We start from the raw sequence: 25,210 nt of genomic DNA, 5'->3' as shown, positions 1-25,210 counted from the left end.
TTGCAGTCATTGACAATTAAAACACTCAAAAAATGAAAAAACTATATCTAATAATAACCATAGGGTTGTTTGTAAGTTTATATTCACAAACAATTTTACCAAGTGGAATTTCAAGCGATCAAAATTACGTTTACAACCGAATCTATTTAGATAGCACAAAAACCAGCAATACAAATACAAAACAACAGCAATCCGTCACTTATTTCGACGGATTAGGCAGACCAAAACAAAACATTGCAATTGGAGCAACAATTTCGGGTAAGGATTTGGTAACCACCATTCCGTATGATAGTTTTGGAAGACAAGTAGATTCTTGGCTTCCTGCTTCGATGAGTTCGCTTAATGGAGGGATTCAATCTGATGTTGAAGCATTAGCGGTTACATCATATAATAATGATCCCAATCCTTTTTCTCACAAAGTCTTAGAAAATTCCCCGTTAGACAGAATAAATGCCCAAATTAATCCCGGTGCAGCGTGGGCGAATAAACCCATCAATTTTACCTATGAAGCTAATGCTACAAACGACGTTATAAAATTTAACACATCTACCAATTGGATAGACGGTAGAACCAACTCTGTTTTAACGGATACTGGTTTCTACACCGAGGCAACTTTATATAAAAATACCGTGGAAGATGAAGATCACAACAAAACTATCGAATTCAAAAATGGGGAAGGACAAACGCTCTTAGTACGAAAAAGCGATGGCAACAATCCTAAAATCGACACCTATTATGTATACAATGAATACAATCAACTGGCTTTTGTGATTTCTCCTTTAGCTGTGGGTATTATAACGTTACCCAATACATTAAATGATCTATGTTACCAATACCGCTACGATGGGAAAGGAAGATTAGTAGAAAAGAAACTTCCCGGCAAAGATTGGGAATACATGGTTTATGACAAAGCAGATCGACTGATATTGACCCAAGATGCGTTGTTGCGAGCTGACAGCAAATGGCTTTTTACCAAGTACGATCAATTTGGAAGGGTTATTTATACAGGAATGCTTGATGATGGTGGAACAAGATTCAGCAGGCAAGACGCAATTAAAGATTTAATTATAATAGAAACACGTGATAACAATACCAATGGTGGCTTTGTTCAAAATGGAATTACAGTCCAATATACCAAAGGATATTATACCAATATTTCCACCCTGCTTTCCGTCAACTATTATGATCTATATCCTACAGGAACACCTTTTCCTTCGGGAGATCAGATCTTTGGGGTTGATATTCTAAAAGATACTTCTCTTCCCGGAGTAAATCAATCCACTCAATCATTACCTACTGCTTCCATGGTAAAGAATATAGAGAACAATGGTTGGACAAAAAACTACACCTTTTACGATATTAAAGCAAGACCAATTGGCACCTACAGTTTCAATTATTTGGGAGGTTATACCAAAACCGAATCAAATCTCGATTTTGCCGGCATTCCACAGAAAACATATACTTATCACAAAAGAAAATCGGCGGATAATGAGTTGCAGATCAAAGAAAGATTTGTTTATAACCAATATAATAATGCTTTAGAAAAACATTTTCATAATGTGAATAATCAAGCTGAAGATGAATTACTTGTTGAAAATACCTACAACGAAATCGGGCAACTTACTAATAAAAAAGTTGGTGGCACCGCAGTTCCATTAACAGGTGTTGGTATTTCTGCTCCCATCCAATCTGTTGATTATTCCTACAATATCCGTGGCTGGATGACGGGAATTAACCTCGATACTGCAGGGAATTTTAAACCTTCAAAGTTATTTAACTACAAAATAAATTACAACGAACCGCTTTCAAATTTTACCAAAAAACCTTATGTAGCTGACCAAAGCTTAGAAGTAAAAGAAAAATTCAATGGCAATATATCCGCAGTTACCTGGAAATCCAGCGTAGATCCGGCGGCTACAGAAAAAAAATATGGCTACGTTTATGATCCACTGAATAGATTATTAGCAGGTTTTTATTACGAAAAATCAGGCGCAGATTTTATCTTTACTGAAGAATACAATGAGTTGTTAGATTACGATCCCAATGGAAATATTAGCCACCTGAAAAGATTCTCTTTCAAACAATCAACTGCCGCAAACATGATTGATGATCTGAATTACACCTACGAAAATAACAACCAAAGCAACCGTTTGCAAAAAATTGATGATCCCAGCACCAATACCAACGGTTACGAGGGTGGTGGTTTGTCAAACTCCTATGATCTGAACGGTAATATGACCCAAATGCCAGATAAAGGAATAATCACGCCAATTGCCTATAATTTTTTGAACCTTCCAAGTACCATTAAACAAGGAAGAAACACCACTAATTATCTCTACCGAGCAGATGGAACAAAACTGAAAAAAACCTTTAATTTTGTCAACAAAATGGGTTCTTCTCTAGTCTATACCGAATATTTAGACGGTTTTCAATATTCTACTCCCAATACCGATCCTTTAAGAATGGCCTTAGAAGAGCAAGACGATGAAACAGTAAGCGTTGCCAAAGCCGCCAACATTGAAACCTTCTCCCCGTTAGAAGACCGTGCTAAGATCGTGGCTCCGCCAGAAAATGCGGAACCACCGATGATTCTGTCGTTTTTCCCCACCGCAGAAGGTTTTTACGATTACGAAAACTTTCGTTACATTTACCAGTATAAAGATCACCTTGGAAATGTTCGGGTGAGCTATGTAAAAGACGGGAGTTCTTTGAAGGTGATGGACACCAATGATTATTATCCTTTCGGAATGAGTTTTATTAAGTCGACCGAGATTGCTGTTTACGATCCTTTAAGTGTACCGTACAATTACAAGTACAACGGTAAGGAGCTTCAAGAGACCGGTATGTATGATTATGGGGCAAGGTTTTATATGCCGGATATTGGACGATGGGGAGTCGTAGATCCGTTGGCGGAAAAATATTTTAACATTTCACCTTTTAACTATACTGCAAACAATCCTATTCTTTATATAGATCCTGATGGAATGCAATTAGATTTAAGTGATATAATGAAGAAAGGTAATGAAGAACAGTATAAAGCTTTTGTCTTTTTCGCTAAAACAAAAGAGGGACAAACTTTTTTATCCAAATATATGGAGAAAGGGCAAAAAGTTGAATATGGAGGGAAAACTATTTTTGAAGCTAAAGCTAATGGTGAATTCCATGATAAAGGTATAGATTTATCTTATGGAGTAAGGACTGATGATAATGTAGGAAGTGAAACGGGAGGAAAAATGAAAGGTGATAGAGCAAATGTGGACATTTTAATTTCAAGAAAAGCATTCGGTGATTCAGGGAGCCAATTTTTTAATACATTAGAGCATATTGTGCACGAATCCTTTTTGCATGCTGATCTTAATGCATTAGATTTAGATGATGACGGCTATAAAAATTCAAGTAGTATTCCCAAAGCATATAGACAATATGATACATGGTCTTCACAAAATGGTCAACACTATTATATGCAGGCAGAATATCTAAAAGACCCAACTAATAATAAAGTAAATACTTATACAAAAGAAGGATTCAATATTTTGAAACAAGCAAATCAAGCTTTAAAACTTAAGTTGGGAGACTCTCAGATTAAACAAAATATGTGGAATTTTAATGGATCATATATTAATGTTGCAAAAGATGGAAAGCTTATTCATCGTGATACAGAAAAAAAATAAAGTATGAAAATCATAAATATTTTATTTATTTGTATTGTAACCATGATCATTTCATGTCAGTCAAATACAAATGAATATATAGAAATAACAACTGGTATTCCAATGAATCCAAATCAGCCAAGAATTGGAATAATTGTAAATGGCAATGATTCTGTTTATATGTGTAAAGAAATTATTAATGGAAGTGGTTCCTCGAAATTTACTTCCTATAAATATTATGCAGGAAAAGAGAAAATTAATTTTAACAAATATAAAAAAGAAGTAAAACTGTTATTTGGTGACACTATTATTTTCAATTTTCCACAAGATGGTGAAATGGAAAAATTAAAATTTTTCATCGATAATAAAAATCACGAAAGATTTTTTACAACATCTATATTAAATGATAAACAAAACAAAATTGTTTACAGTATGAAAGAATTAATGAAAAATAATAATTTTGTAGAAATTCCCTATCATAAATTTTCTAGAGATTTGCTTGATTCTAAAATTCCTGACCCACCTCCTCCGCCTAAATAGTCTTACAATTATAAATACAACGGTAAAGAATTACAAGAAACCGGGATGTACGACTACGGCGCTAGGATGTATATGCCGGATATCGGGAGATGGGGAACAATAGACCCGAGAAGTGCATACACTCACGAAGCTTACAGTTACGTTTGGAATAATCCAATTTCTTTTAGCGATCCTACGGGCATGGAGGGTGTTGATATGGTAGCTTTCCCAATTCGTGATGGTATCAAAAAAGATGAAATTTGGACAGATAGTGATGGGTCATTCATGTGGAATGGCAAAACGTGGACAGATATAAAAGATGGAAGTTCTGTAATAACTCAGGTTTCTTTAGTTGGGAAATCTAAAAATAATAGTGATAATAGCAGTAGTTATGCGGCAGCTATTTCTGCAGGTATAGGAACTTCAGAATCAGGTGTGGGCTTATTCATATTACTAGGAACTGCTGTTTGGTGGACTTTAGATCAAGCAACTAAACCTACTCTTAATTGGGATACCCGTATAGACCCAATGATGCATTCTCCTCAAGCTTTAAATTCGGAAGCGGACGATACTGATGTAAATGGAATAACTGTTCCTGACGAAAATAAAGTTCCTAGAGATTCATTAAATCCACCTAGTAAGCCTGGAAATGCACCAACATTTAAGAAAGATGGAAAGTCAGTTGAAATTCATCATGAGGGACAAAATGCAGATGGTCCTTTTAGTGAAATGCACCCAAATGACCACAGAGGAAAAGGTAATTATAGTAAGAATCATCCAAAAGGTCAAAAACCACTTACTAAAGGTGAAAGAATAAAATTTAATAATGCTAGACAGAAATATTGGAAGAAAGAATATCCTAATGTAAAATAGTCTTATGGAAATAATAGAAAAATGCAACAAAACCCTTGAAGAACTATATAAATTTTCTACGGACATTTTATATTTAGGAGAAGATATTCGGGATTCCCGTATTGAAAATTTAGAAGAAGAAATAGGATTTAAACTTCCTAAGGATTTTATATATATTATTAAAAAACATAATGGAATTACCCTTGCAGGAACGGAAGTTTATGGTTTGTCTGTTGATTTGAAAGGAAACTCATTAGATGCGATTTATAAATTTGAGCATTTTGAAGTGGAAAATATAATGCCCAAGAATTTTTTTCCATTCTCACCAGATGGACAAGGAAATCATTATTGTTTAGATTTATCAAAATTGGAAAATAATACTTGTCCTGTTTTATTTTGGCAATGGGATTTTGAATATGAGAATTTAGAAGATGTAGAAGTTTGTAATGATAATTTTATAGATTGGGTTCAAGAAGTTATGATAAAATGGACTCTTCAAACTTATAATTATAATGGCACAGAAAAATAACAAACCCTGCTCATTCCGCAAAATTTATAACTTAAAAGCCAACTCATTGAGTTGGCTTTGTTATTTTATAAAATACTTTGTATTTTTCTTTTCGCGGCCCTGCTCCGCAAAGTGTCCTCACTTTGAGGCATAAATAAACAAAGCTAACTTTTAGAAGTTGGTTTTTTTGTGTTATAAAAGGTTTTCATTTTTAAGAATTTCGGTAATGTCTTTTGCAGAAATACTCTCTTTTTCAGATTTGTCGAAGATGGAGAAAAGATATATTTTTTGGTTAATGATTCTTACGAGATATAAGATTCTCATCCCGCCAGATTTGCCTTTGTTTTTAGAAGCTACCGCAAGACGAATTTTAAAAACCCCGTTTCCAAGGGAAATTCCAAGCGTTGGATTTTCTTGTAAAAGCTCGCCCAATTCTGCGAGTTCTAATTTTAGCGAGGCGTATTTTTTTAATAATTTTTTGGCTTCCTTTTTAAAATTATCGGTAAGAATAAGATCATAACTCATTGAGGAAATCTTTTAGTGAAGTTCCTTTTTTCTCGCCTTTTTCTATTTGGTTTACTTCTATTAAACCTTTTGTAATATTATCAATAATAGCTTTTTTATCAGCATTTATATTACTTTCGGAGATTTTAAACTTTAATTTAAGCGCTTTTCCAAAAGCTTTCAATGCATTAATTTCTTCGGAAGTATTGGGCTCAAAAATCACGATATTTTGTGTTTGCATAATATTTAAATTTTATAGTGCTGCAACGTTTTTATTAAAGAAGTCTTTGAATTTAGATTTGGTAAGCATTCCATCAATAATGCGGTAGATTGCGTTTTTATCTTCGTCCTCTAATTGTTCTATCAACAAAAGTCTTTCATTGATATTTTTATTTTCAATGGTGACTTCAGTAGGAATGTTTCCCTCATAATTAATAATCTGATCGATGGTCATTCCGAAAAGTTGAGCAATTTTATTTAATGCTTCAATAGAAAGTTCACGTTCGCCTTTTTCTGTTTTATTGTAATTGGCAGGATGTAAACCTGCTGCCAAAGCAATTTCCTTTTGGAGCAATCCTTTTTGTTCTCTAATTTTTTTTATGTTCAATCCTATTTGCATAACTCAAAGTTTGGTAGTACAAATATAGTCAATTAGTATATTTAAAAACAATATATAAACTTTTTGACCTTTTATAATTGTCAAATAATTAATTATTTTATAACTTTGCAATAGTCAAAAAGACTAAAAATAATTTTAATCCTTTGTTTATGGAGATTACCGCAATCAAATCCCAATTATCCATCTCTACAGTTTTGCAGTACTACGGATTAAAACCCGATAAGAATGCAAAAATGTGTTGTCCGTTCCACGAGGATAAAACACCAAGTATGCAGATCTATTACAAAACGCAAACGGCTTATTGTTTTAGCACTAATTGCAAGACACACGGCAAAAGTATGGATGTGATCGATTTTATAATGCACAAAGAAAACTTAACGAAACACGAAGCGATAAGGAAAGCACAGGAAATTATAAATCCAAATTCTGAAAATCCAACAATCAGCAAGGAACGGTTTTAAATAATATGTTCCAATATTTTAGAAATGCAATTAATAACTCAAAACCTGCAAAGGAATATTTAGAAAAAAGAGGATTAGATTTTACGAGAATCGAGGTTGGTTACAACTCTGCCCAATTCCACCACGGAGAAAGGAAAACGGAAGAATTATTAAAACAAGCTTTAGAAGTTGGATTATTGCAAGATAAAGGATTAATTAACAGCAGAACAGGAGAAAAAGGTTACAGTCCTTTTGCGAAATGGTGCATTTGTTTTGCGCTCAGAAATCAGAAGAATGAAGTTACAGGATTGTACTTCCGCTCAATCCTAAACGATGATAAAGCAAAACATTATTATCTAAAAAATCGTTCCGGACTTTATCCAAATTATCCCAGGAAAGAAACCAAGAAACTGATTTTAACGGAAGCAATAATCGATTGCGCAAGTTTACTTCAGATAAAAGAAATCCGAGATAACTACAGCTTGATAAGTTGTTTTGGAACGAATGGATTGAATGAAGAAATCTTACACTCAATCAAAAATTTATCCGAACTGGAAGAAATTATTTTCTGTTTTGATCAAGACGATGCAGGAAAAAAAGCGGTTGAAAAGTATGCAAATGAATTTAAAATCTATAATCCAAAATTTAAAATCTCTACTGTAGAATTACCGAATAATGATGTAAATGAAACGTTGCAGTTACACGATGAAGAAATATTTACCAAGCTTTTAGAGGAAAGAATTGCTTTGCAATCGCCGAACCTTATTGAAAAAAATAGTAAAAATGAGGCAAAATTTATTTTTTCAAATGAAATTGAAGAAGTTAAAGAGAGGGTTACGGGTTTGAATCCAGTCGAGATTACGGAAGAAAAGCCTGTGAAATCTGTGAGCAACCCAACCGACTTTTTACAGCAAAAAGAATTACTAAAATCATTAAATAAACTCATAGAAAAATCGGGAATTATTGGCGAAGAAAACAGCAGATTGTTATTATTTTTAATAACAATAAGTTACCTCAATAAAAGTCCGTTACACGGAATAGTACAAGGTTCAAGCGGAAGCGGAAAAACCCATATTATCAGTAGAATAGCGGATTTAATGCCACAAGAAGACGTGCTTCGATTTACAAGAATTACAGAAAGCAGTTTGTATAATTGGGGAGAGTTTGATTTATTCCAAAAGATAATAATCATTGAAGATTTAGACGGATTAAAAGAAGATGCATTGTATGCATTGAGAGAATTTATTTCCAACCAAGTGTTGAGAAGTTCGGTAACCATAAAAGATAAAAAAGGAAACAACAAATCTTCCCATAAAATCGTAAAAGGACAGTTCTCTTCACTTTCTGCAACTACAAAAGGCGAATTGTACGAGGATAATATGAATAGAAGTTTTATTGTGGCAATCAACGAAAGCGAGGAACAAACAGAGAAAATAATATCCTATCAGAACCGCAGAAATGCAGGAGAGATTGATAAAAGCACTCAAGAAAAAGCAATAGGTTTTATACAGAAAATCATCAGAAACTTAAAGCATTACGATGTGATTAATCCCTATGCAACCCAAATACAGTTGCCCAATAATGTAAAAAATAAAAGGCGTTTAAATGAAATGTTCCAAGCCATTATTAAGCAAATTACTATTATCCATCAATATCAGAGAGAAACAAAAGAGGGTTTTTTAATAACAGAAATTGAAGATATTGAGAATGCAGTAGAAATATTATTCGAGAGTATTATTTTAAAGATTGATGAATTAGACGGCAGTTTAAGACAGTTTTTTGAGCAGTTAAAGAAAGCCTTTAAAGAAGAAAGTTTTACCCGTTTTGATGCCATGGAAGTCACAGGATTTAAGAAAACCCAATTGCAGTTTTATCTCAATGATTTAGTAAGGTTAGAATATTTAAAGCAAATTGGTTTTGCGAACAAGGGATTTAGGTATAAAATCTCTTATAGTGATAATATTCAGAAAGTTAGAAAGGAACTAAAAGAAGCCTTTGCCAAGCAAGTTGATGAATTAAAACTGAACGCTACCGAGCGCAAGCGAACACTAAACGGAAGCCAAGCGAACGCTAAAGCACAACCTACGATGGTTTAAATTATTAATTATCAATTAATTAACTACTTTAAATATCTGGCGTTCGGAAAAACTGAATATATTGAGTAAGCAAAAGCATCATAGAATATGGAAGATCTTTATATATTTAGAAAAGAATTACAGAATTTAGGTTATTGTGAAACCGTTGTAAATACCTATCCAAAAGAGATTAAAAGGTTTTTGAATTATTCTAAAAAGGAAAAAATCAGTATTACTTCAGAAGATGTTTTAAACTATTTTGAGGTCTTAAAAACTACCAAAAGCCGGGTTACAAAGATGGATTTAAGTCAAAGTGCCATTGCAGGAAAAATGCGGTCTATTAGAATGTATTTTGATTATCTGCAAAGAACTGGGGCAATAAAAACGAGTCCCTATCAACTGAAAATAAAATCCCCAAAATATGAGGAAAGGAAAATATTTAGTCCGGAGGAAATCAAAAAACTATATGAAAAAAGCAGTCCCTTACAACTCATTATCCTACACTTATGTTATGGTTGTGGACTGCGCCGGAATGAAGCATCAGAACTGAATATAAAAGATATTGATTTGGAAAATTGTTTAATGTATATCAAAAAAGGAAAAGGTAAAAAACGAAGGGTAATCCCATTTACAAAGCAAGTTAAAGAAGACCTAAAATTTTTTACTTCAATTGAAAAAAAGAAAGGAAATAAAACTGAAAAACTAATAAATATCACATCGGAAAGAATTTATATAGAGTTCAAATATTTACTTAAAAAAACAGGATTAAATAATCAAGGTTTTACGCTTCATTGTCTTCGCCATACCATTGCGACCCAACTTCTGAACCAGGGAATGGAACTTGAAAAAGTAAGAGATTTTCTTGGCCATGAATGCCTTGGAACAACCCAAATTTATACCAGAATTTATGGAGAATCTACAAACCTATCTACAAAATGAACTCACAGAAAAAACTTTAAAAAGTTATCTTTATGAGATAGAGAAGTTTAGGAAACATTACAAAAATCCTGAAAAACTGAACTATCAGAATTTAATGGAATATGTAGAATTACTGCGGAAAAACTACAATCCCCAAAGCATCAACAGAACGATTTACGCTCTTAAAAAATACTATGATTATTTAGTGGAAACAGGACAGATCACCTACAATCCTGCAAAGAACATTAAGATCAGGGACGGAAAGGAAAACCCGGTACAGTTGCAGGAACTGCTCACGGAAAAAGAATTGCAACAACTGTTAGAACCCCGAAAAGAGCGTTATCCAATGCTTAAAAAAAGAAACTTTATAATTATGAGTTTAATCGTCAACCAAGCACTTTTGGTGGGTGATATTGAACGATTAAAGATAGAAGATTTAGACCTAAAAAATGCTAAAATAAAAATCCAAAAAACAGGAATTACCAACGAAAGAATCCTGAATTTAAAAGCCGAACAAATCTTATTATTTTATCAATATCTAAAGGAAGAAAGAGAACTTTTATCTAAAAACCAAATACTAAAAACTTCTATTTTTCTATTGAATAAACTCGGTTCAAAAATTACAAATGATGACATTAATTATCTTATATCAACTTATCAGAAGTCGTTTACAAAGAAAATCACGAGCGTAAAAATCCGCCAAAGTGTTATAAAACTGAAATTAGACCAGGGCGAGAACTTAAGGAAAGTCCAATATTTTGCCGGACACAAACACGCCGACACGACTGAAAAGTATCGGGAAACAGGAATTGAAGCCCTGCAATCAGCGATCAACCAGTTCCATCCAATCAAATAGGAGTCAAGAAAGAACCAAGAGCCAAGAAAGTCCAACGCTTGCATTTTGAATTAAATATCCCGCCCGCCAAATAAAAAAAGACATTTTTCCAGCCACTTTCCAAAACCTTGTCCAACGCTTGAAGAGCCACAGCAAATAACATAATAGAAATTATACGCAAGTGCCAACGCTACACCGTTGCCTTCCACTCCGCTGAAGCTTCGTTACAGGCAAACCAGCACCATCTTTGCCTATAATTTGAGATTATGCTAAATGCTTTCCTGCAACGGGCAAAGCCCTTTGCGCCACCGCTTTTGCCACTTCTTTCCCTTACTTATCCAACGTAAAAAGACTTTTTGCCCACGCTACAACCACCCGGAATAAGGACAAAATGCGCCAACGCTTTAATGCAGTAATCAAAAGAAAAGCAGTTGCAGAAAGAAAAGAAATGTGGATTTGTGGAAAAAGCCACCGCCGGATCCTACACCTATTTTTGCCACAATCCCACATTTACAACAGCGACAACAACGATTTTTAATAGAATCACTTTTTTTCTTTTCCAATGTTATTGCTGACAATAAGCAAAACGATCATCACAACTACAAAACAAATTACTAAATCCATAATATTAAATATTTATTTTTTAAACTTATCTGACAAATATAACCTTGTACCGAAGCGAAATCGGGTTTGCTTAACTAGATCCTAAAACACTGTAAATCAGCACGGGTTATTATGACGCGAAGTTATTTTATAGCCTTGGAAAAAGTTGTGACGCAAAAAATCGTTCTAAAATCCCGAATATTTATTTTCAATTGAAAAAGAAAAAATATTTATCTTTACAAAAGCGAGCAAGAGGAGAAGTTCATAGTGTAAAGCCTCGCACGAAAAAACCTTGAGTAGGCAAATCTGAAAAAGTAGAGCGGGGATATACAATTATAAGTTTCAGGAACAAGAACTTCAAGAGACTGGATTCTATGCATTTAAGTGGAGACAATATATGCCTGATGTGGGAAGGTTCTTCAACATAGATCCGCTTGCAGAAAAATATCCTTTTAATAGCACTTATGCTTTTTCTGAAAATAAAGTGGTTGCTCATAGGGAAATAGAAGGTCTCGAGGCAGAATATATTATGAGTTCTTTTTTACAGCCAAGAAAACTTGACTTAAAGACGCCTAGTTCAGACGCTCAATTTCAAAAGTATCAAGTTGTAGTTCAAAATTCTCAACAATCTTTTAGTAAACTTAAATCTGATTTTTCACAAAATCCTGAGGATTTTCTATCAAACTCTAAAGCAACATTTAATCACCCTGTTGATGGAAATGGTACATCATCTGACTTCAAGACAGGAAATTTCATTAAAATAGATATAAACGGACCTTTAAATAATTCTTTTGTTAAAATAATGGATATTAACGAAAGTAAAAATAATTTACAAGCAACGTTTCAGACAATGGAGGGTCATATTGAAAAAGGAATAATTCAATTTAATATTACGCAATATGATGATGGTAAAATAGGATTTACTATTACAAGTAAATCAGATGTAGATATGGGCGTACTCAAATCAACTAGTAAAGGGGAAAATTATGCACGAGAACAACAAAAACAGTCGTGGCAGGAAGTACTAGGAAATATAAGTAAATTCTTAGGAGGACAAGAGGTTTTAAATAAAACTACCGTTACTGAACCTAAAAAAGAAGAAAAAAAATAATGTTCTATATTTTTACAATATTGATTCCGTTAATATTTGCTGTAGTATTATGGTTGATTATTAGGCCCCAAAAGTATATTAATTTTTTACTATTATTAGTTGGATTACTTTTTATTTATTCAGTAGTAGTATATTTCTTTGAGATGAATCACACAATTACAGCAGGATGGGTTTCTTACACGCTGCTCTTCTTTTTAGTTCCAACATTGATAATTTTATTAATAATAAAACTAATTAAATTTTTTAAGAAATAAACTAACACGACCCCTTTCGTTTAACTATAAATACAACGGTAAAGAATTACAAGAAACCGGGATGTACGACTACGGCGCTAGGATGTATATGCCGGATATCGGGAGATGGGGAACAATAGACCCGAGAAGTGCATACACTCACGAAGCTTACAGTTACGTTTGGAATAATCCAATTTCTTTTAGCGATCCTACGGGCATGGAGGGTGTTGATATGGTAGCTTTCCCAATTCGTGATGGTATCAAAAAAGATGAAATTTGGACAGATAGTGATGGGTCATTCATGTGGAATGGCAAAACGTGGACAGATATAAAAGATGGAAGTTCTGTAATAACTCAGGTTTCTTTAGTTGGGAAATCTAAAAATAATAGTGATAATAGCAGTAGTTATGCGGCAGCTATTTCTGCAGGTATAGGAACTTCAGAATCAGGTGTGGGCTTATTCATATTACTAGGAACTGCTGTTTGGTGGACTTTAGATCAAGCAACTAAACCTACTCTTAATTGGGATACCCGTATAGACCCAATGATGCATTCTCCTCAAGCTTTAAATTCGGAAGCGGACGATACTGATGTAAATGGAATAACTGTTCCTGACGAAAATAAAGTTCCTAGAGATTCATTAAATCCACCTAGTAAGCCTGGAAATGCACCAACATTTAAGAAAGATGGAAAGTCAGTTGAAATTCATCATGAGGGACAAAATGCAGATGGTCCTTTTAGTGAAATGCACCCAAATGACCACAGAGGAAAAGGTAATTATAGTAAGAATCATCCAAAAGGTCAAAAACCACTTACTAAAGGTGAAAGAATAAAATTTAATAATGCTAGACAGAAATATTGGAAGAAAGAATATCCTAATGTAAAATAGTCTTATGGAAATAATAGAAAAATGCAACAAAACCCTTGAAGAACTATATAAATTTTCTACGGACATTTTATATTTAGGAGAAGATATTCGGGATTCCCGTATTGAAAATTTAGAAGAAGAAATAGGATTTAAACTTCCTAAGGATTTTATATATATTATTAAAAAACATAATGGAATTACCCTTGCAGGAACGGAAGTTTATGGTTTGTCTGTTGATTTGAAAGGAAACTCATTAGATGCGATTTATAAATTTGAGCATTTTGAAGTGGAAAATATAATGCCCAAGAATTTTTTTCCATTCTCACCAGATGGACAAGGAAATCATTATTGTTTAGATTTATCAAAATTGGAAAATAATACTTGTCCTGTTTTATTTTGGCAATGGGATTTTGAATATGAGAATTTAGAAGATGTAGAAGTTTGTAATGATAATTTTATAGATTGGGTTCAAGAAGTTATGATAAAATGGACTCTTCAAACTTATAATTATAATGGCACAGAAAAATAACAAACCCTGCTCATTCCGCAAAATTTATAACTTAAAAGCCAACTCATTGAGTTGGCTTTGTTATTTTATAAAATACTTTGTATTTTTCTTTTCGCGGCCCTGCTCCGCAAAGTGTCCTCACTTTGAGGCATAAATAAACAAAGCTAACTTTTAGAAGTTGGTTTTGTGTTATAAAAGGTTTTCATTTTAAGAATTTCGGTAATGTCTTTTGCAGAAATACTCTCTTTTTCAGATTTGTCGAAGATGGAGAAAAGATATATTTTTTGGTTAATGATTCTTACGAGATATAAGATTCTCATCCCGCCAGATTTGCCTTTGTTTTTAGAAGCTACCGCAAGACGAATTTTAAAAACCCCGTTTCCAAGGGAAATTCCAAGCGTTGGATTTTCTTGTAAAAGCTCGCCCAATTCTGCGAGTTCTAATTTTAGCGAGGCGTATTTTTTTAATAATTTTTTGGCTTCCTTTTTAAAATTATCGGTAAGAATAAGATCATAACTCATTGAGGAAATCTTTTAGTGAAGTTCCTTTTTTCTCGCCTTTTTCTATTTGGTTTACTTCTATTAAACCTTTTGTAATATTATCAATAATAGCTTTTTTATCAGCATTTATATTACTTTCGGAGATTTTAAACTTTAATTTAAGCGCTTTTCCAAAAGCTTTCAATGCATTAATTTCTTCGGAAGTATTGGGCTCAAAAATCACGATATTTTGTGTTTGCATAATATTTAAATTTTATAGTGCTGCAACGTTTTTATTAAAGAAGTCTTTGAATTTAGATTTGGTAAGCATTCCATCAATAATGCGGTAGATTGCGTTTTTATCTTCGTCCTCTAATTGTTCTATCAACAAAAGTCTTTCATTGATATTTTTATTTTCAATGGTGACTTCAGTAGGAATGTTTCCCTCATAATTAATAATCTGATCGATGGTCATTCCGAAAAGTTGAGCAATTTTATTTAATGCTTCAATAGAAAGTTCACGTTCGCCTTTTTCTGTTTTATTGTAATTGGCAGGATGTAAACCTGCTGCCAAAGCAATTTCCTTTTGGAGCAATCCTTTTTGTTCTCTAATTTTTTTTATGTTCAATCCTATTTGCATAACTCAAAGTTTGGTAGTACAAATATAGTCAATTAGTATATTTAAAAACAATATATAAACTTTTTGACCTTTTATAATTGTCAAATAATTAATTATTTTATAACTTTGCAATAGTCAAAAAGACTAAAAATAATTTTAATCCTTTGTTTATGGAGATTACCGCAATCAAATCCCAATTATCCATCTCTACAGTTTTGCAGTACTACGGATTAAAACCCGATAAGAATGCAAAAATGTGTTGTCCGTTCCACGAGGATAAAACACCAAGTATGCAGATCTATTACAAAACGCAAACGGCTTATTGTTTTAGCACTAATTGCAAGACACACGGCAAAAGTATGGATGTGATCGATTTTATAATGCACAAAGAAAACTTAACGAAACACGAAGCGATAAGGAAAGCACAGGAAATTATAAATCCAAATTCTGAAAATCCAACAATCAGCAAGGAACGGTTTTTAAATAATATGTTCCAATATTTTAGAAATGCAATTAATAACTCAAAACCTGCAAAGGAATATTTAGAAAAAAGAGGATTAGATTTTACGAGAATCGAGGTTGGTTACAACTCTGCCCAATTCCACCACGGAGAAAGGAAAACGGAAGAATTATTAAAACAAGCTTTAGAAGTTGGATTATTGCAAGATAAAGGATTAATTAACAGCAGAACAGGAGAAAAAGGTTACAGTCCTTTTGCGAAATGGTGCATTTGTTTTGCGCTCAGAAATCAGAAGAATGAAGTTACAGGATTGTACTTCCGCTCAATCCTAAACGATGATAAAGCAAAACATTATTATCTAAAAAATCGTTCCGGACTTTATCCAAATTATCCCAGGAAAGAAACCAAGAAACTGATTTTAACGGAAGCAATAATCGATTGCGCAAGTTTACTTCAGATAAAAGAAATCCGAGATAACTACAGCTTGATAAGTTGTTTTGGAACGAATGGATTGAATGAAGAAATCTTACACTCAATCAAAAATTTATCCGAACTGGAAGAAATTATTTTCTGTTTTGATCAAGACGATGCAGGAAAAAAAGCGGTTGAAAAGTATGCAAATGAATTTAAAATCTATAATCCAAAATTTAAAATCTCTACTGTAGAATTACCGAATAATGATGTAAATGAAACGTTGCAGTTACACGATGAAGAAATATTTACCAAGCTTTTAGAGGAAAGAATTGCTTTGCAATCGCCGAACCTTATTGAAAAAAATAGTAAAAATGAGGCAAAATTTATTTTTTCAAATGAAATTGAAGAAGTTAAAGAGAGGGTTACGGGTTTGAATCCAGTCGAGATTACGGAAGAAAAGCCTGTGAAATCTGTGAGCAACCCAACCGACTTTTTACAGCAAAAAGAATTACTAAAATCATTAAATAAACTCATAGAAAAATCGGAATTATTGGCGAAGAAAACAGCAGATTGTTATTATTTTTAATAACAATAAGTTACCTCAATAAAAGTCCGTTACACGGAATAGTACAAGGTTCAAGCGGAAGCGGAAAAACCCATATTATCAGTAGAATAGCGGATTTAATGCCACAAGAAGACGTGCTTCGATTTACAAGAATTACAGAAAGCAGTTTGTATAATTGGGGAGAGTTTGATTTATTCCAAAAGATAATAATCATTGAAGATTTAGACGGATTAAAAGAAGATGCATTGTATGCATTGAGAGAATTTATTTCCAACCAAGTGTTGAGAAGTTCGGTAACCATAAAAGATAAAAAAGGAAACAACAAATCTTCCCATAAAATCGTAAAAGGACAGTTCTCTTCACTTTCTGCAACTACAAAAGGCGAATTGTACGAGGATAATATGAATAGAAGTTTTATTGTGGCAATCAACGAAAGCGAGGAACAAACAGAGAAAATAATATCCTATCAGAACCGCAGAAATGCAGGAGAGATTGATAAAAGCACTCAAGAAAAAGCAATAGGTTTTATACAGAAAATCATCAGAAACTTAAAGCATTACGATGTGATTAATCCCTATGCAACCCAAATACAGTTGCCCAATAATGTAAAAAATAAAAGGCGTTTAAATGAAATGTTCCAAGCCATTATTAAGCAAATTACTATTATCCATCAATATCAGAGAGAAACAAAAGAGGGTTTTTTAATAACAGAAATTGAAGATATTGAGAATGCAGTAGAAATATTATTCGAGAGTATTATTTTAAAGATTGATGAATTAGACGGCAGTTTAAGACAGTTTTTTGAGCAGTTAAAGAAAGCCTTTAAAGAAGAAAGTTTTACCCGTTTTGATGCCATGGAAGTCACAGGATTTAAGAAAACCCAATTGCAGTTTTATCTCAATGATTTAGTAAGGTTAGAATATTTAAAGCAAATTGGTTTTGCGAACAAGGGATTTAGGTATAAAATCTCTTATAGTGATAATATTCAGAAAGTTAGAAAGGAACTAAAAGAAGCCTTTGCCAAGCAAGTTGATGAATTAAAACTGAACGCTACCGAGCGCAAGCGAACACTAAACGGAAGCCAAGCGAACGCTAAAGCACAACCTACGATGGTTTAAATTATTAATTATCAATTAATTAACTACTTTAAATATCTGGCGTTCGGAAAAACTGAATATATTGAGTAAGCAAAAGCATCATAGAATATGGAAGATCTTTATATATTTAGAAAAGAATTACAGAATTTAGGTTATTGTGAAACCGTTGTAAATACCTATCCAAAAGAGATTAAAAGGTTTTTGAATTATTCTAAAAAGGAAAAAATCAGTATTACTTCAGAAGATGTTTTAAACTATTTTGAGGTCTTAAAAACTACCAAAAGCCGGGTTACAAAGATGGATTTAAGTCAAAGTGCCATTGCAGGAAAAATGCGGTCTATTAGAATGTATTTTGATTATCTGCAAAGAACTGGGGCAATAAAACGAGTCCCTATCAACTGAAAATAAAATCCCCAAAATATGAGGAAAGGAAAATATTTAGTCCGGAGGAAATCAAAAAACTATATGAAAAAAGCAGTCCCTTACAACTCATTATCCTACACTTATGTTATGGTTGTGGACTGCGCCGGAATGAAGCATCAGAACTGAATATAAAAGATATTGATTTGGAAAATTGTTTAATGTATATCAAAAAAGGAAAAGGTAAAAACGAAGGGTAATCCCATTTACAAAGCAAGTTAAAGAAGACCTAAAATTTTTACTTCAATTGAAAAAGAAAGGAAATAAAACTGAAAAACTAATAAATATCACATCGGAAAGAATTTATATAGAGTTCAAATATTTACTTAAAAAAACAGGATTAAATAATCAAGGTTTTACGCTTCATTGTCTTCGCCATACCATTGCGACCCAACTTCTGAACCAGGGAATGGAACTTGAAAAAGTAAGAGATTTTCTTGGCCATGAATGCCTTGGAACAACCCAAATTTATACCAGAATTTATGGAGAATCTACAAACCTATCTACAAAATGAACTCACAGAAAAAACTTTAAAAAGTTATCTTTATGAGATAGAGAAGTTTAGGAAACATTACAAAAATCCTGAAAAACTGAACTATCAGAATTTAATGGAATATGTAGAATTACTGCGGAAAAACTACAATCCCCAAAGCATCAACAGAACGATTTACGCTCTTAAAAAATACTATGATTATTTAGTGGAAACAGGACAGATCACCTACAATCCTGCAAAGAACATTAAGATCAGGGACGGAAAGGAAAACCCGGTACAGTTGCAGGAACTGCTCACGGAAAAAGAATTGCAACAACTGTTAGAACCCCGAAAAGAGCGTTATCCAATGCTTAAAAAAAGAAACTTTATAATTATGAGTTTAATCGTCAACCAAGCACTTTTGGTGGGTGATATTGAACGATTAAAGATAGAAGATTTAGACCTAAAAAATGCTAAAATAAAAATCCAAAAAACAGGAATTACCAACGAAAGAATCCTGAATTTAAAAGCCGAACAAATCTTATTATTTTATCAATATCTAAAGGAAGAAAGAGAACTTTTATCTAAAAACCAAATACTAAAAACTTCTATTTTTCTATTGAATAAACTCGGTTCAAAAATTACAAATGATGACATTAATTATCTTATATCAACTTATCAGAAGTCGTTTACAAAGAAAATCACGAGCGTAAAAATCCGCCAAAGTGTTATAAAACTGAAATTAGACCAGGGCGAGAACTTAAGGAAAGTCCAATATTTTGCCGGACACAAACACGCCGACACGACTGAAAAGTATCGGGAAACAGGAATTGAAGCCCTGCAATCAGCGATCAACCAGTTCCATCCAATCAAATAGGAGTCAAGAAAAAGAACCAAGAGCCAAGAAAGTCCAACGCTTGCATTTTGAATTAAATATCCCGCCCGCCAAATAAAAAAAGACATTTTTCCAGCCACTTTCCAAAACCTTGTCCAACGCTTGAAGAGCCACAGCAAATAACATAATAGAAATTATACGCAAGTGCCAACGCTACACCGTTGCCTTCCACTCCGCTGAAGCTTCGTTACAGGCAAACCAGCACCATCTTTGCCTATAATTTGAGATTATGCTAAATGCTTTCCCTGCAACGGGCAAAGCCCTTTTGCGCCACCGCTTTTTGCCACTTCTTTCCCCTTACTTATCCAACGTAAAAAAAGACTTTTTTGCCCACGCTACAACCACCCGGAATAAGGACAAAATGCGCCAACGCTTTAATGCAGTAATCAAAAGAAAAGCAGTTGCAGAAAGAAAAGAAATGTGGATTTGTGGAAAAAGCCACCGCCGGATCCTACACCTATTTTTGCCACAATCCCACATTTACAACAGCGACAACAACGATTTTTAATAGAATCACTTTTTTTCTTTTCCAATGTTATTGCTGACAATAAGCAAAACGATCATCACAACTACAAAACAAATTACTAAATCCATAATATTAAATATTTATTTTTTAAACTTATCTGACAAATATAACCTTGTACCGAAGCGAAATCGGGTTTGCTTAACTAGATCCTAAAACACTGTAAATCAGCACGGGTTATTATGACGCGAAGTTATTTTATAGCCTTGGAAAAAGTTGTGACGCAAAAAATCGTTCTAAAATCCCGAATATTTATTTTCAATTGAAAAAGAAAAAATATTTATCTTTACAAAAGCGAGCAAGAGGAGAAGTTCATAGTGTAAAGCCTCGCACGAAAAAACCTTGAGTAGGCAAATCTGAAAAAGTAGAGCGGGGATATACAATTATAAGTTTCAGGAACAAGAACTTCAAGAGACTGGATTCTATGCATTTAAGTGGAGACAATATATGCCTGATGTGGGAAGGTTCTTCAACATAGATCCGCTTGCAGAAAAATATCCTTTTAATAGCACTTATGCTTTTTCTGAAAATAAAGTGGTTGCTCATAGGGAAAATAGAAGGTCTCGAGGCAGAATATATTATGAGTTCTTTTTTACAGCCAAGAAAACTTGACTTAAAGACGCCTAGTTCAGACGCTCAATTTCAAAAGTATCAAGTTGTAGTTCAAAATTCTCAACAATCTTTTAGTAAACTTAAATCTGATTTTTCACAAAATCCTGAGGATTTTCTATCAAACTCTAAAGCAACATTTAATCACCCTGTTGATGGAAATGGTACATCATCTGACTTCAAGACAGGAAATTTCATTAAAATAGATATAAACGGACCTTTAAATAATTCTTTTGTTAAAATAATGGATATTAACGAAAGTAAAAATAATTTACAAGCAACGTTTCAGACAATGGAGGGTCATATTGAAAAAGGAATAATTCAATTTAATATTACGCAATATGATGATGGTAAAATAGGATTTACTATTACAAGTAAATCAGATGTAGATATGGGCGTACTCAAATCAACTAGTAAAGGGGAAAATTATGCACGAGAACAACAAAAACAGTCGTGGCAGGAAGTACTAGGAAATATAAGTAAATTCTTAGGAGGACAAGAGGTTTTAAATAAAACTACCGTTACTGAACCTAAAAAAGAAGAAAAAAAATAATGTTCTATATTTTTACAATATTGATTCCGTTAATATTTGCTGTAGTATTATGGTTGATTATTAGGCCCCAAAAGTATATTAATTTTTTACTATTATTAGTTGGATTACTTTTTATTTATTCAGTAGTAGTATATTTCTTTGAGATGAATCACACAATTACAGCAGGATGGGTTTCTTACACGCTGCTCTTCTTTTTAGTTCCAACATTGATAATTTTATTAATAATAAAACTAATTAAATTTTTTAAGAAATAAACTAACACGACCCCTTTCGTTTAACTATAAATACAACGGTAAGGAATTACAAGAAACCGGAATGTATGATTATGGAGCAAGAATGTACATGCCGGATATTGGAAGATGGGGGCAAATTGACCCTTTTGCTCTTTTGTATCATACAAATACACCTTATAATTATACTCTTAACAATCCAATTTATTACAAAGATCCAGATGGAAGAAGGGTTGTATCCACTGACGAAGAAACACAAAAAACAATTTTAGCATATATTACCAATCAGTTAGGTGAAAATAATGGATTCTATTTCAACAAAAAAGGTGAATTAGGATACAAAAATTCATCATTTAAAAAACTTTCAAAAGGTTTTAATGATGAACAAAAATCTTTGGCAAATGGATTAACAAGTGTAGTTGATGATAAAGATAAAACCATAGAAGTCCTTTCTAATAAGGATTCAAATGAATTTACAGTCAATATTTATGAACCAGGCTTTGTTATGGAGAAAACCGAAGATGGAAAAGAGAGGTTTGCTATGGATGAAAATGGAGTTCCTAAAAGAGAAGGATGGCAAAAAATGGATGCTACAGCTGATTTAAATGTATCTAATACTGGTGGAGCATTATTTTGGGCACCTGGAAAGTATGATAAAACTAAGCAGGGGTATGGTTATGTAGTTATGAATAGGTCTAAAATTAGTTCTTTACAAATACAGGGTGAAAAAGGACAATTAACAGTTCCGAGTGCAAGTTCGGCATTTTTTCACGAAATGTTGGATCACGGATTGGATTATATCAAGAATGGAAACCTAAATAAGTCTAGCGGATCTGGAGTCGAAAATGTTTATTTTCATAATCAGGCTTTAAAAAACATTAGTAATGGAGAAAGTCCTTTAAGAATATCACATTATGATACTAAATAATAAAAATCTATTTTTTCTGTTTTGTTTGTCATTTTTCCCTCTAAAAGGGCAGGAAATAAAAATAATTTTAAAAAATTTCAATTCTGAAAGTATAAGAAAAGGGAATTCTATTTTAAAGAAAAATGCAGATAATTTATTTTCATTTGAAAGAAAAAAATGCGAAAAAAATTTATCATTAGTTATTGCAGATCAAGAATATTTAATTCCGAATATGTTAAAGGAAGTACGATTTATAGTTGTTGATTTTATCCCAAATGCAAAAAATGGATGTTATATAATAAATCAAACGATAAATGATGTATCCCAATCTTTTAATATTGAAGATGTAAAAAACTGTTCATCTGTTACAAATATAGGATTGTATGATAAATACGAGAAAGATAATCCGCCAACAGTCAAAATTAAGATTAATAAATAAAGAATCCGTCTCAAGAAATAATTTGAGGCGGTTTTTTTTATTTTCATTAATTGAAGAATATTTTTGTGTTCTGAATATTAAACATGGAACTTGAAAGAGCAATGCCCTTTTAGGCGCTTTTCTTTCTAATATTGTGCAACTTTAAACCTGATGAGGAATTTCTACAATTAACTACAATTTCCTAAACCTTCCCACAACAATTGAACAAAAAGGTAATACCAGCAGTTTTGTTTACCGCGCAGATGGTGTAAAATTAAAAAAAGCGTACACCTTGGTGAAACCAAAGCGGAACAAACCTGATCAATACCGAATATTTAGACGGCTTCCAGTATTCCACGCCGAATGTTGAACCTTTAAGACTGGCTTTGGAAGAACAGGATGACAGCACGGTATGTATGTCCAGAGCGGGTAATGAAGAAACTTTTTCTGCTTTGGAGGAAAGGAGCATTGCAGTTCCCGGGTATCCGCAGCAGGAAAATATGATCTTATCTTTTTTCCCAACAGCGGAAGGATTTTACGATTATGAAAATTTTCGGTACATTTATCAGTACAAAGATCATTTGGGAAATATGCGCGTGAGTTATGTGAAAGAAGGAAGTTCTTTGAGAATAATGGACAGCAATGATTATTATCCTTTTGGGATGAGTTTTATTAAAAATAATACTAATTCCTATTATGATCCTTTAAGTGTACCGTACAATTATAAATACAACGGCAAGGAACTTCAGGAGACTGGAATGTACGACTACGGCGCAAGAATGTACATGCCGGATATCGGTAGATGGGGAGTTGTTGACCCACTGGCGGAGAAAATGACGCGTCATAGTGTTTACAACTATGCTTTTGATAACCCTGTTAGGTTCATAGATCCAGATGGTCGTGAAGGGACAGATTGGTTTCATAATACAAAAACAAACGAATTGTTTTTTGTTAAAGATGTACATGGCGAAATGACCACAAAAGGTTTAAGTCAATCCGGGGTCACTGGCAATGCAGGTGATTATGAAAATTTAGGAGCAAATGATGCATTTGGAAGTAGAGTTGAAGCCCCAGGTGGTTCGAATATTTTAGACATGAATGTCGTTAAGATTACCAATGCGCAAGAATTTATGGATGGCAATGGATACCTTAACGTAAAACAGGAAACAGGAATTGAAAAAACACATACTCCCAATGGGTTTTCATTTGACAAGGGTATAAAAATTTCAACTTCGTGGGAAAAAATTACTGATAGTAAATTTAGATTTGTTAAAAGTGGAGATTTTAGTTCAGAAAAGGTTTTAAGTAATGATACTAAATCGTATCATTCTTTAGCTGGTAATATGACCTCTAAAGTCTTTGTGAGACAAGAAATTATTGGTCTTCACAATGATAAAAGTAGTACAGCAGATAAAGAAAATTCTAATTCTGTATTTAAAGAGTTTTTTAAACAAGTTGGTGATTGGGCGAGTCAAGAAGCTGGTGAGGCATTTAAAGAAATCTTAAAATCTAAAAAATGATAGAAAAATTATTATATATAAATTTTATAACTCGAAAAAGAATTAATATCTGTGTATAATTATTTTACCAAAATGATTGTAATTATACCAATGCTTTTCCATTTAAATTTAATTAACAATGAAACTAATACTTATATTATCAGCATCTTACTTTGTACTTATTTCATGCAACAGTAATAGCCAAACAGATGAAAAATTTAAAATTGAAAATGACAAATTAATTCAAGAATATAAGGATGAAAATCAGAATTTTATAAAAAAAAATGCTTATAAACTTTCTGATGAAGTAATGGGAAAAGCATTAGATAGTATAGCGAAAGTATACATGGTAGACAAAAATAAAAAATTAGCTGAAGAATTTATTAATACTCAAAGTGGTTTAAAAAGACTTAATTTTCTTAAAAATTTTTATACTAAAGCTGAAATAAAAGAGCTTATAAAAAAAGTCCCAGAAAAGTTGAAAACAGATATTCATTTTATTGAATTAAAAAAATATATTAAAGAGTAGATTACGAGAAACTCGATAGCGCGGATTTGCAATCCGTGCCCCCGCTACCGCACGATTGAATCGTGTGGTCATAATAAATAACCCATCAAATTTTAGTTTAGAATTTTAACTCTATCTTAGTAATTATTCTAAATGGACTTTTTATATTGATAATCAGGATAGAATATGGTTTTATAACTCTGATAGAAACGAAACTTCGGTAATGTATTACAATGGAACAGAAATTATTTTTGAGAATCATAAAAATCAACTTCCTCCTATTCCTAAAAAATTAGAAA

At 32.7% G+C, this 25,210-nt stretch carries 27 protein-coding genes and 2 pseudogenes; 23 read left to right on the top strand and 6 right to left on the bottom strand.

The features are described from left to right. Nucleotides 1–32 precede the first annotated feature (32 nt). Genes Q73A0000_RS16845 through Q73A0000_RS06835 form a run of 4 tightly spaced genes read left to right on the top strand, consistent with a single transcriptional unit; the run spans nt 33 to nt 5,550 of the window. A complete protein-coding gene (locus Q73A0000_RS16845; RefSeq protein ID WP_244140836.1) occupies nt 33–3,671 on the top strand; it encodes a DUF6443 domain-containing protein in 3,639 nt (1,212 codons plus the stop codon). Nucleotides 3,672–3,674: 3 nt separating this feature from the next. After that, nucleotides 3,675–4,190 carry a hypothetical protein gene (locus tag Q73A0000_RS06845; protein WP_193813316.1) on the top strand — a complete coding sequence of 172 codons (516 nt, stop codon included), beginning with the start codon at nt 3,675–3,677 and terminating at the stop codon, nt 4,188–4,190. A 45-nt stretch (nt 4,191–4,235) separates the two neighbouring features. Beyond that, nucleotides 4,236–5,042: an RHS repeat-associated core domain-containing protein gene (locus Q73A0000_RS06840; RefSeq protein WP_193813312.1), complete on the top strand. Its 807-nt coding sequence runs from the start codon at nt 4,236–4,238 to the stop codon at nt 5,040–5,042. A gap of 4 nt (nt 5,043–5,046) precedes the next feature. Further along, nucleotides 5,047–5,550: an SMI1/KNR4 family protein gene (locus tag Q73A0000_RS06835; protein WP_193813311.1), complete on the top strand. Its 504-nt coding sequence runs from the start codon at nt 5,047–5,049 to the stop codon at nt 5,548–5,550. A gap of 171 nt (nt 5,551–5,721) precedes the next feature. Here the strand turns inward: Q73A0000_RS06835 and Q73A0000_RS06830 are convergent, their stop codons facing one another. Genes Q73A0000_RS06830 through Q73A0000_RS06820 form a run of 3 tightly spaced genes read right to left on the bottom strand, consistent with a single transcriptional unit; the run spans nt 5,722 to nt 6,652 of the window. Continuing rightward, complete coding sequence (locus Q73A0000_RS06830) at nt 5,722–6,054, bottom strand: type II toxin-antitoxin system RelE/ParE family toxin (protein ID WP_193813315.1); 333 nt, start codon at nt 6,052–6,054, stop codon at nt 5,722–5,724. Then, the gene (locus tag Q73A0000_RS06825) at nt 6,044–6,274 is read right to left on the bottom strand and encodes a hypothetical protein (RefSeq protein ID WP_193813309.1); all 231 of its coding nucleotides are present in this window, start codon (nt 6,272–6,274) and stop codon (nt 6,044–6,046) included. Before Q73A0000_RS06825 ends, Q73A0000_RS06830 begins: the two co-directional genes overlap by 11 nt. A gap of 12 nt (nt 6,275–6,286) precedes the next feature. Next, nucleotides 6,287–6,652 carry a helix-turn-helix domain-containing protein gene (locus tag Q73A0000_RS06820; RefSeq protein ID WP_193813308.1) on the bottom strand — a complete coding sequence of 122 codons (366 nt, stop codon included), beginning with the start codon at nt 6,650–6,652 and terminating at the stop codon, nt 6,287–6,289. 149 nt (nt 6,653–6,801) lie between these two features. Here Q73A0000_RS06820 and Q73A0000_RS06815 point away from each other — a divergent pair, with 149 nt between their 5' ends. From Q73A0000_RS06815 to Q73A0000_RS06785, 7 genes are all read left to right on the top strand, one after another. Beyond that, complete coding sequence (locus Q73A0000_RS06815; RefSeq protein WP_193813314.1) at nt 6,802–7,113, top strand: CHC2 zinc finger domain-containing protein; 312 nt, start codon at nt 6,802–6,804, stop codon at nt 7,111–7,113. Between the two features lie 5 nt (nt 7,114–7,118). Further along, the gene (locus Q73A0000_RS17015) at nt 7,119–9,188 is read left to right on the top strand and encodes a toprim domain-containing protein (RefSeq protein WP_244140835.1); all 2,070 of its coding nucleotides are present in this window, start codon (nt 7,119–7,121) and stop codon (nt 9,186–9,188) included. Nucleotides 9,189–9,275: 87 nt separating this feature from the next. Next, nucleotides 9,276–10,106, top strand: a complete 831-nt coding sequence (locus tag Q73A0000_RS06805; RefSeq protein WP_193813313.1) for a tyrosine-type recombinase/integrase — start codon at nt 9,276–9,278, stop codon at nt 10,104–10,106. After that, a complete protein-coding gene (locus tag Q73A0000_RS06800) occupies nt 10,075–10,941 on the top strand; it encodes a tyrosine-type recombinase/integrase (protein ID WP_193813303.1) in 867 nt (288 codons plus the stop codon). Before Q73A0000_RS06805 ends, Q73A0000_RS06800 begins: the two co-directional genes overlap by 32 nt. A gap of 907 nt (nt 10,942–11,848) precedes the next feature. Next, nucleotides 11,849–12,634, top strand: coding sequence for an RHS repeat-associated core domain-containing protein (locus Q73A0000_RS17010; protein WP_244140850.1), 786 nt, complete (start codon nt 11,849–11,851; stop codon nt 12,632–12,634). A 315-nt stretch (nt 12,635–12,949) separates the two neighbouring features. Further along, on the top strand, nt 12,950–13,756 hold the full coding sequence (locus Q73A0000_RS06790; RefSeq protein WP_193813312.1) for an RHS repeat-associated core domain-containing protein: 807 nt from the start codon (nt 12,950–12,952) through the stop codon (nt 13,754–13,756). A gap of 4 nt (nt 13,757–13,760) precedes the next feature. Then, a complete protein-coding gene (locus Q73A0000_RS06785) occupies nt 13,761–14,264 on the top strand; it encodes an SMI1/KNR4 family protein (RefSeq protein ID WP_193813311.1) in 504 nt (167 codons plus the stop codon). 143 nt (nt 14,265–14,407) lie between these two features. On the opposite strand, the gene Q73A0000_RS06780 is transcribed toward Q73A0000_RS06785, so the two are convergent. The 3 genes from Q73A0000_RS06780 to Q73A0000_RS06770 are packed head-to-tail and all read right to left on the bottom strand — an operon-like array spanning nt 14,408 to nt 15,362. Then, entirely contained in the window at nt 14,408–14,764 is a 357-nt protein-coding gene (locus tag Q73A0000_RS06780) for a type II toxin-antitoxin system RelE/ParE family toxin (protein ID WP_193813310.1), read from the bottom strand. Next, nucleotides 14,754–14,984 carry a hypothetical protein gene (locus tag Q73A0000_RS06775; protein ID WP_193813309.1) on the bottom strand — a complete coding sequence of 77 codons (231 nt, stop codon included), beginning with the start codon at nt 14,982–14,984 and terminating at the stop codon, nt 14,754–14,756. The genes Q73A0000_RS06780 and Q73A0000_RS06775 overlap by 11 nt, the downstream gene beginning before the upstream one ends. Before the next feature lie 12 nt (nt 14,985–14,996). Continuing rightward, nucleotides 14,997–15,362, bottom strand: a complete 366-nt coding sequence (locus tag Q73A0000_RS06770) for a helix-turn-helix domain-containing protein (protein ID WP_193813308.1) — start codon at nt 15,360–15,362, stop codon at nt 14,997–14,999. A 149-nt stretch (nt 15,363–15,511) separates the two neighbouring features. On the opposite strand from Q73A0000_RS06770, the gene Q73A0000_RS06765 reads away from it, so the two are divergent. The 12 genes and pseudogenes from Q73A0000_RS06765 (at nt 15,512) to Q73A0000_RS06705 (ending at nt 24,932) form a co-directional block, all read left to right on the top strand. Continuing rightward, nucleotides 15,512–16,801: a CHC2 zinc finger domain-containing protein gene (locus tag Q73A0000_RS06765; protein WP_193813307.1), complete on the top strand. Its 1,290-nt coding sequence runs from the start codon at nt 15,512–15,514 to the stop codon at nt 16,799–16,801. Next, nucleotides 16,786–17,898 (top strand): hypothetical protein, encoded by a 1,113-nt coding sequence (locus tag Q73A0000_RS06760; RefSeq protein ID WP_193813306.1) that lies wholly within the window; start codon nt 16,786–16,788, stop codon nt 17,896–17,898. Before Q73A0000_RS06765 ends, Q73A0000_RS06760 begins: the two co-directional genes overlap by 16 nt. 87 nt (nt 17,899–17,985) lie before the next feature. Continuing rightward, complete coding sequence (locus Q73A0000_RS06755; protein WP_193813305.1) at nt 17,986–18,279, top strand: phage integrase N-terminal SAM-like domain-containing protein; 294 nt, start codon at nt 17,986–17,988, stop codon at nt 18,277–18,279. Then, a pseudogene (locus Q73A0000_RS17185) lies at nt 18,276–18,811 on the top strand (tyrosine-type recombinase/integrase). The gene Q73A0000_RS06755 and the pseudogene Q73A0000_RS17185 overlap by 4 nt, the downstream one beginning before the upstream one ends. After that, entirely contained in the window at nt 18,780–19,646 is an 867-nt protein-coding gene (locus tag Q73A0000_RS06740; RefSeq protein ID WP_193813303.1) for a tyrosine-type recombinase/integrase, read from the top strand. Before Q73A0000_RS17185 ends, Q73A0000_RS06740 begins: the two are co-directional and overlap by 32 nt. A 247-nt stretch (nt 19,647–19,893) precedes the next feature. Next, nucleotides 19,894–20,172 (top strand): hypothetical protein, encoded by a 279-nt coding sequence (locus Q73A0000_RS06735; RefSeq protein WP_193813302.1) that lies wholly within the window; start codon nt 19,894–19,896, stop codon nt 20,170–20,172. A 390-nt stretch (nt 20,173–20,562) separates the two neighbouring features. After that, nucleotides 20,563–20,670: pseudogene (locus Q73A0000_RS17000) on the top strand (hypothetical protein); the annotation flags it as partial. A 1-nt stretch (nt 20,671) separates the two neighbouring features. Further along, the gene (locus Q73A0000_RS06725) at nt 20,672–21,349 is read left to right on the top strand and encodes a DUF1990 family protein (RefSeq protein ID WP_244140834.1); all 678 of its coding nucleotides are present in this window, start codon (nt 20,672–20,674) and stop codon (nt 21,347–21,349) included. 315 nt (nt 21,350–21,664) lie between these two features. Continuing rightward, complete coding sequence (locus Q73A0000_RS06720; RefSeq protein ID WP_193813301.1) at nt 21,665–22,507, top strand: RHS repeat-associated core domain-containing protein; 843 nt, start codon at nt 21,665–21,667, stop codon at nt 22,505–22,507. Continuing rightward, a complete protein-coding gene (locus Q73A0000_RS06715; protein ID WP_193813300.1) occupies nt 22,494–22,925 on the top strand; it encodes a hypothetical protein in 432 nt (143 codons plus the stop codon). Before Q73A0000_RS06720 ends, Q73A0000_RS06715 begins: the two co-directional genes overlap by 14 nt. Before the next feature lie 365 nt (nt 22,926–23,290). Next, nucleotides 23,291–24,424 (top strand): RHS repeat domain-containing protein, encoded by a 1,134-nt coding sequence (locus tag Q73A0000_RS06710; protein WP_244140833.1) that lies wholly within the window; start codon nt 23,291–23,293, stop codon nt 24,422–24,424. 118 nt (nt 24,425–24,542) lie between these two features. Then, nucleotides 24,543–24,932, top strand: coding sequence for a hypothetical protein (locus tag Q73A0000_RS06705; protein WP_193813299.1), 390 nt, complete (start codon nt 24,543–24,545; stop codon nt 24,930–24,932). Nucleotides 24,933–25,210: the final 278 nt, after the last annotated feature.

Source organism: Kaistella flava (ex Peng et al. 2021) (assembly GCF_015191005.1).
GTDB classification, from domain to species: domain Bacteria; phylum Bacteroidota; class Bacteroidia; order Flavobacteriales; family Weeksellaceae; genus Kaistella; species Kaistella flava.
The sequence above is the reverse complement of the archived record's forward strand: the minus strand, read 5'-3'. Positions and strand labels throughout refer to the sequence as shown.